This is a genomic window from Mammaliicoccus sp. O-M54 (assembly GCF_022386035.1).
GTDB classification, from domain to species: Bacteria; Bacillota; Bacilli; order Staphylococcales; family Staphylococcaceae; genus Mammaliicoccus; species Mammaliicoccus sciuri_A.
The window spans coordinates 825,752-832,959 of record NZ_JAJNJE010000001.1; the positions used below are offsets into that span (position 1 = coordinate 825,752).

The 7,208-nt window shown below is 36.8% G+C and carries 2 protein-coding genes; both read right to left on the reverse strand.

Features of this window, described 5'->3' with window-relative positions; genetic code table 11:
- Window positions 1-46 precede the first annotated feature (46 nt).
- Window positions 47-1,645: a poly(glycerol-phosphate) alpha-glucosyltransferase gene (locus LQ673_RS04120; RefSeq protein WP_239704612.1), complete on the reverse strand. Its 1,599-nt coding sequence runs from the start codon at window positions 1,643-1,645 to the stop codon at window positions 47-49.
- Window positions 1,646-1,806: 161 nt separating this feature from the next.
- The coding region (locus LQ673_RS04125) for a Rib/alpha-like domain-containing protein (RefSeq protein WP_239704610.1) at window positions 1,807-7,208 on the reverse strand (5,402 nt) is incomplete at its 5' end.

Below are 7,208 nucleotides of genomic sequence, written 5' to 3' on the forward strand. Positions count from 1 at the left end.
ATAAAAATCCTACCTACTCCATAACTATGGAAAAGGTAGGATTTTCTTATTGATTAAATACTTTCAAATACTCTACATAACTCGTTAAGTAATGTTCGATATCATCTATCTCTACACGATAACCTTCATGTTTAATATAGAATGCCTCTAATATGCGCTCTGGATTTTGGAAATACATTGCAACTTCAGGATAAAAATAACCTGTTCTCATATAATCTGCTCTTCTATGAATCGTATCAACTAATAAATCAACGTCAATATATTTATTAATCAACTTAGTTTGGTCATGTTGTTTCGCACTTTCTACTATATTATATGTAGCCATTAACATGCCTAGTAATAATGGATCTGTAAATTGACGGTTTTGTACGTTATTCAAATGTTCTCCTAAATTTTGAAAAGCAAATTGATAATATTTTTCTTCTGGTTCAATTTGAATCAATACTTCTGCACTATAACTTAACCAGTAGTCATGGTGTTTCCAATATGATTTTTGAATAAATTTTTCATAAAGTAATTTGGCAGCATTTAACCATTCTTCATTTTGATCAAGTTGATATAATTTTAATAACGCTAATGCTGCTTGACCTACATAATAAATGACTCTAAATGAATCTTTAACAGTTAAATCTGGATAATTCAACACATGTGTTGTTTCTCCGTTCTCATCAATCATGTTTAATAAGCCTTTCGCAACACTTTGAGCTGCTTTTAAATACTTCTTATTCGAACGACCGTATTGTATATAACCACATACAGCTAGTATAAATGCGGCGTTCTGACCTAATTTAATCTCATTAATATAGTTTGTATCATCAAATACATATGTTGCACCGTCGTGTTTATATAAATAATGATTGATAATGTAATCTATCGGTTTCTTAGAAATGCTTATATTCTTCTTCAAATATGATAATGACTTGATAAATGCATAAGTTGTTGAACTATGACATAAATTGTTATAAGCATTGATATTGATATTAAAGTGTGGGAAAAATCCATAATGATACTTACCATTATCTTGTATAAGATTCATCAAATAATCTGTATTCGTTTGAATCATACGATCAATTTCAACTGGAAGATTATCTACTGGCCTTAACCCTTTCTTGTAACCTTCTTGTTCTAAATTGATAACCTGTTCATCTTCAATAAAGAAACTCTTTGTATAGAATCTCTGAACTACTTTGCCTTCATAATCTTTGTGTAAATATAAATTGTAATTCTTCTTATACTTTCTTAAATAATGATTGATATTTTTCTCAGAAAGTATGAATATCCCTTTCTCGTTTGTAGGTCTAATAAAAGCATTGCTGTTTATTTCTTCTGGTAAAAATGCTAGGTGCCAATTGGAATCTAATACAAAACCATATTCAACATGATTTCTAGTTGTATGAACTAAGTCTTCTTTTAAATCATCAAATGGGATATCTTCAACAGAAGTTACAATATCAATTTTAATCCATTTAGCTGCTTTACCACTCTTCTTACGATATGTTTCGATAAATTTAAATATTTGATTACTGTTCGATAATTTAAAGCTTTTAACAACGGCTTTAACTTTAGGATGGCCAATACTTATAAATAATCTTTCACAATCAGAATGTTCATTTATAATTTGTTTGATTTGCTGTTTAGCATTCACGCTCTTTCAGTCCTTTCATTTTCAATATATGTATATAAATCTTTTTTAATCTAAATTCAAATATGTATAGACAAAAATGAAAATAATCATTTTATTTAAAATAAAATAAAAATTAAGAGTCTGGAACATTAATGTTCCAGACCCTCATTACTCATTATATTTTATTGTTCTTCTTCTTCTTTTTTACGACGACCGAATAAGAATAATGAGCCAAGCCCTGCGAATAAGCTTCCGAATAAAGTAACATTTTCAGCAGGTGTTTCACCAGTGTCTGGTAATACTTTTGCTTGTTCTTTGTTATCTTTATTCATCATGTTATCTTTAGAACTTTCCATACCATTAGTGCTTTGTTGTTGTTGTTCATTTTGTGCCATATGTCCAGCATGATCAGCAGCTTTGCTATCCATACCATTCATATTGTTAGAACCAGCGTCTGTGTTATCAGAAGCTTTTTCAACTACAACACCAACAGTTACAGTTTGTTTAGAACCATCTGGGTAAGTAACAGTTACTGGAATATCAACTTTAGTACCAGGTGTTACATCTTTAGGTGGAACAACTGTAATGTCACCAGTGATAGGATCTACAGTTACAGTCCATCCACTTGGAACTTTGTCTGAAGGAACTTCAAACTTCGTACCAGGTGGTAACTCTTTATCACCAGTTTGTGGGATATGAGTAGATGTACCAGGTTTAACTGGAGTTGAACCTTGATCTTTAGAACCATATCCAGGTGAATTGTCATCAGCTTGAGTCTTACCAGCTGGTTTGTCAGCAGGTTTTTCGACTACAACTTTAACAGGAACGATTTCAGTAGAGCCGTCTGGGTAAGTAACCGTAACTGGTATATCAACCATAGTACCAGGTGTTACATCCTTAGGTGGAACAACTGTAATGTCACCAGTCTTAGGATCAACAGTCACTGTCCATCCACTTGGAACTTTGTCAGCTGGAACATCAAACTTCGTACCAGGTGGTAATTCTTTATCACCTGTTTGAGGTATCTTAACTTCAGTACCAGGTTTAACTGGAGTTGGACCTTGGTCTTTAGAACCATAACCAGGTGAATTGTCGTCAGCTTGAGAATTTTCAGTAGCTTTTTCAACAACAACTTTAACCGGAAGTTCTTTAGTAGAACCATCTGGGTAAGTAACAGTTACTGGAATTTCAACTTCAGTACCAGGTGTAACATCTTTCGGTGGAACGATTGTTAAGTCACCAGTATTAGGGTCTATAGTTACAGTCCATCCACTTGGAACTTTGTCAGCTGGAACTTCGAACTTCGTACCAGGTGGTAACTCTTTATCACCAGTTTGTGGAATATGAGTTTCAGAACCAGGTTTAACTGGAGTTGGACTTTGGTCTTTAGAATCATATCCAGGTGAATTCGATGCAGATTGACTAGGTGTAATAATATCAGGTTTACCATCACCGTCTTTATCTGTTGGTGAATCAGATTTAGGATCAGATTCATCTTTGTTTGGAATACCATCTTTGTCGTGGTCTTCGTCACCATCAGGAATACCATTACCATCAGTATCGGCTTTAGTTGGGTCAGTACCAATAAGTTCTTCGTCTTTATTGCTTACACCATCACCATCAATGTCATTGTCATCTTTGTCAGGTGTTCCATCACCATCAGTATCCTTCGGAGTTGAGATGTCAGGTTTACCGTCACCGTCTTTATCTGTTGGTGAATCAGATTTAGGATCAGATTCATCTTTGTTAGGAATACCATCTTTGTCATGATCTTCGTCACCATCAGGGATACCATTACCATTAGTATCTGGATTTAATGGATCAGTACCAATTTCTATCTCATCGTAATCATTGATACCATCACCATCGATATCAGGATCATCTAAGTCAATAATACCATCTCCATCTGTATCAGTAGGTGTTGAGATGTCAGGTTTACCATCACCATCTTTATCAGTTGGTTTGTCAGATTTAGGATTAGATTCGTGTTTGTTTGAGTAACCATCATTATCGTAATCCTCATCACCATCATTCACACCATTACCGTCAGTATCAGGATTTAATGGATCAGTACCGATAAGTTTTTCATCTTCGTTGTTAACGCCGTCACCATCAATGTCATTATCATTTCTGTCAGGTTTACCGTCGCCGTCAGTATCTTTATTAGGATCAGTTGGCGTAGATACATCTGGTTTTCCATCATAATCTTTATCAGTTGGTTTATCTGAATTTGGATTAGATTCATCTTTATTTGGAATACCATCGCCATCATGGTCTTCATCACCATCAGGGATACCATCATGATCAGTGTCTGGATTATTCGGATTAGTACCAATTAATTTTTCATCTTCATTATTGATACCATCACCATCGATGTCAGTATCTTCTTTATCAGGAATACCGTCACCATCAGTATCTTGTGGAGTTGTGATATCAGGTTTACCATTACCATCTTTATCAGTTACTTTATCTTTATTTGGATTAGATTCGTCTTTGTTTGGTATACCATAACTATCATAATCCTCATCTCCATCACTTACACCATTACCGTCAGTGTCTGGGTTAGTTGGGTCAGTACCGATAAGTTTTTCATCTTCATTGTTAACACCGTCACCATCGATGTCTTCATCATCAATATCAGGGATTCCATCACTATCAGTATCATGAGGAGTAGTGATATCCGGTTTACCATCACCATCTTTATCAGTTGGTGTAGCAGAATTCGGATCAGATTCATCTTTATTAGGTATACCGTCACCATCATGATCTTCGTCTCCATCATTTACGCCATCACCATTAGTATCTGGATCTAACGGATCAGTTCCAATAAGGATTTCATCTTCATCGTTAATACCATCGCCATCCTTATCAGTTTCGTCTTTATCCAGTATGCCGTCACCATCAGTATCATCTGGTGTAGTAATATCAGGTTTACCGTCACCATTTTCATCTGTTGGTTTATTAGATTCAGGATCAGATTCATTTTGGTTTGTTACGCCATCATTATCAAAGTCTTCCTCTCCATCATTCTTACCATTACCGTCAGTGTCAGGATTTGTAGGATCAGTACCGATAAGTTTTTCATCCTCATTGTTTACACCATCGCCATCGATGTCAGTGTCATCTTTATCTGGGATGCCATCTCCATCAGTGTCTTTTGGAGTCTCAATATCAGGTTTACCATCGCCATCTTTATCCGTTGGTGTAGCAGAATTTGGATCAGATTCATCTTTATTAGGAATACCGTCACCATCATGATCTTCATCACCATCAGAAATACCATCGTGATCAGTATCAGGATTAGTTGGATCAGTACCAATAAGTTTTTCATCTTCGTTACTTACACCATCACCATCGATGTCAGTGTCATCTTTATCTGTGATGCCATCTCCGTCAGTATCCTTCGGAGTTTCAATATCAGGTTTACCGTCACCATCTTTATCCGTTGGTTTATCTGAAGATGGATCAGATTCATCTTTGTTCGTAATACCATCGCTATCGTGGTCTTCGTCACCATCACTTACGCCATTACCATCAGTATCAGGGTTATTTGGATCAGTACCAATAAGTTTTTCATCTTCGTTACTTACGCCGTCACCATCGATGTCAGTGTCATCTTTGTCTGTGATGCCATCGCCGTCAGTATCCTTCGGAGTTTCAATATCAGGTTTACCGTCACCATCTTTATCAGTTGGTTTATCTGAAGATGGATCAGATTCATCTTTGTTCGGAATACCATCGCTATCGTGGTCTTCGTCACCATCACTTACGCCATTACCGTCAGTATCTGAGTTATTTGGATCAGTACCGATAAGTTTTTCATCTTCGTTACTTACACCATCACCATCGATGTCTTTGTCATCTTTATCTGTGATGCCATCGCCGTCAGTATCCTTCGGAGTTTCAATGTCAGGTTTACCGTCACCATCTTTATCCGTTGGTTTATCTGAAGATGGATCAGACTCATCTTTATTTGGAATACCATCGCTATCGTGGTCTTCGTCACCATCACTTACTCCATTACCGTCAGTATCAGAGTTGTTTGGATCAGTACCGATAAGTTTTTCATCTTCGTTACTTACGCCGTCACCATCGATGTCTTTGTCATCTTTGTCAGGTGTACCATCTCCGTCAGTATCTTTGTCTGAATCAGAATCAGAGCCAGAATTTGAAGTACTGTTAGAGTCAGAACTACTATCAGAACTGCTATCTGTATTAGAACCGCTATTAGAGTTCAAATCTGAATCAGAAGAACTGTCAGTAGCTGAATTGCTATCTGTAGCAGAATCAGAACCACTGTTCGCATTAGAGTCAGAGCTACTGTCATTAGCAGAGTTAGAATCTTTATCAGATTGACTATCAGAACTGCTATCAGTGTTAGAACCTGAGTTGTTGTTTGAGTCAGAGTTCATGTCAGATCCACTATTTGAGTTAGAGTCTGAGTCAGAGTTGCTATCATTAGCAGAGTTAGAATCTTTATCAGATTGGCTATCAGAGCTGCTATCTGTATTAGAAACTGAGTTATTGTTTGAATCAGAGCTATTGTCAGATCCACTGTTTGAGTTAGTGTCTGAGTTGCTGTCATTAGCTGAATTAGAATCTTTATCAGATTGACTATCAGAGCTGCTGTCTGTATTAGAACCTGAATTATTAGCGTCTGAATCAGAACTACTATCAGTGTTAGAACCTGAGTTATTAGCGTCTGAATCAGAAGAACTATCAGTAGCAGAATCAGATCCGCTATTTGAGTTAGAGTCAGAGCTACTATCAGTGTTAGAACCAGAATTATTAGCGTCTGAATCAGAAGAACTATTAGTAGCAGAATCAGAGCCACTATTAGAATTAGAGTCAGAGCTGCTATCAGTGTTAGAACCTGAGTTGTTGTTTGAGTTAGAGTTCATGTCAGATCCACTATTTGAGTTAGAGTCTGAGCCGCTGTCTGTATTAGAACCAGAGTTATTGTTAGAATCAGAGTTCATATCAGAACCATTATCCTTCGGAGTTGTGATATCAGGTTTACCGTCACCATCTTTGTCCGTTGGTTGATCTGAAGATGGATCAGACTCATCTTTATTAGGAATACCGTCGCTATCGTGGTCTTCGTCACCGTCACTTACACCATTACCGTCAGTATCTGGGTTGTTTGGATCAGTACCAATCAGTTTTTCATCTTCATTACTTACACCATCGCCGTCGATGTCTTTGTCATCTTTATCAGGTGTACCATCGCCATCAGTATCCTTCGGAGTTTCAATATCAGGTTTACCATCACCATCTTTGTCAGTTGGTTGATCTGAAGATGGATCAGACTCATCTTTATTTGGAATACCGTCGCTATCGTGGTCTTCGTCACCGTCACTTACACCATTACCGTCAGTATCAGGGTTGTTTGGATCAGTACCGATGACTTTTTCATCTTCGTTACTTACACCATCACCATCGATGTCGTTGTCATCTTTATCTGTGATGCCATCGCCATCAGTATCTTTCGGTGTTTCAATATCAGGTTTACCATCACCATCTTTGTCAGTTGGTTGATCTGAAGATGGATCAGACTCATCTTTATTTGGAATACCGTCGCTAT